The sequence below is a fragment of the Hephaestia caeni genome (genome assembly GCF_003550065.1).
Taxonomy (GTDB): Bacteria; Pseudomonadota; Alphaproteobacteria; order Sphingomonadales; family Sphingomonadaceae; genus Sphingomonas; species Sphingomonas caeni_A.
Genome location: NZ_QXDC01000010.1, coordinates 1 through 1248, shown reverse-complemented (window position 1 = coordinate 1248; position 1248 = coordinate 1). Strand labels below are relative to the sequence as shown.

At 63.7% G+C, this 1248-nt stretch carries 1 protein-coding gene; it reads right to left on the bottom strand.

Annotated elements, in window-relative coordinates; translation table 11 throughout:
• Positions 1 to 18: 18 nt before the first annotated feature.
• Positions 19 to 1184 (bottom strand): IS3 family transposase gene (locus DFR49_RS21545; RefSeq protein WP_425454974.1). Its coding sequence is split into 2 segments (ribosomal slippage): positions 19 to 932 and positions 932 to 1184, totalling 1167 coding nucleotides; the frame shifts between segments, so codons are not numbered across the junction.
• Positions 1185 to 1248: the final 64 nt, after the last annotated feature.

Here is a 1248-nt window from a genome sequence, read left to right as displayed (position 1 = left end):
TGACGTGACCCCCGGCTTTCATCCAGCGGCAACCAGAGACCGACCATTGTTGTCGCGCATGAGCGCAGGTGAAGCAACGGGCTGGGTTGACCCAGCCCGTTGCTTTTCGAGTTCGGCGGCGAACGCCGTCGGGGTAGCGTAGCCGAGCGAGGAGTGCGGCCGCTCGGTGTTGTAATCATCGACCCAGCGCGCGAGGATCGAGCGGGCCTGACCGATCGTGAAGAACAGCGTCTCGTTGAGCAGCTCGTCACGCATCCGGCCATTGAAGCTCTCGACGAACCCATTCTGGGTCGGCTTGCCAGGCGCGATGTAATGCCACTCGACACCGGCGTCGCCGGTCCAGGTAAGCACGGCGTTCGAGGTTAGTTCGGTTCCGTTATCGCTGACGATCATCTTCGGTGCGCCGCGCTCGGCGATCAGATCGGCCAGTTCCCGGACGACACGCCGACCCGAGATCGAGGTATCGACGACTGCCCGCAGGCACTCTCGGGTGACATCGTCGACGATGTTGAGCACGCGGAAGCGACGTCCGGTGACGAGCTGATCATGGACGAAGTCCAGACTCCAGCGCTGGTTGGGAAGCGCCAACACCGGCGCCGGTGCCCGCGCGCCCACGGCGCGCCTTCGTCCACGCCGCCGCCGAACCGTCAGCCCCTCCTCACGGTAGAGCCGCTGGGTCTTCTTGCGGTTGATGATGATACCGTCTCGCCGGAGCAAGATATGCAGGCGTCGGTAGCCGAACCGGCGGCGCTGCTGTGCCAACTCGCGCAAACGCGACCGCAGGTCGCCATCATCATCACGGCGCGACCGATATCGCATGCTCTTCCTGTCTGCCGAAATCACTCGACACGCCCGCCGCTCGCTCATCCCCAACGTCGTCTGGAGATGCGCGACCGCTTCCCGCTTCGCGGCGGGCGTCACCATTTTTTTGACAGCAGATCCTTCAGGCCCGCGTTGTCGAGCATCGTATCAGCCAGCAGTCGCTTGAGCCGCGCGTTCTCCTCCTCGAGCGCCCGCAACCGCTTGGCGTCCGACACCTCCATGCCGCCGAACTTGGCCTTCCACGCATAAAACGTCGCGCTCGACATCCCGTGCCGGCGGCACAACTCCGTCACTACCGCGCCTGCCTCGGCCTCCTTCAGGATGCCGATGATCTGTTCTTCCGAAAACTGCTTCCGCTTCATCTGTCCGTCCCTTTGTCGGGTCGGACTCTAGCTCCAACTGAAGGAAAAAGCGGGGGTCACGTCA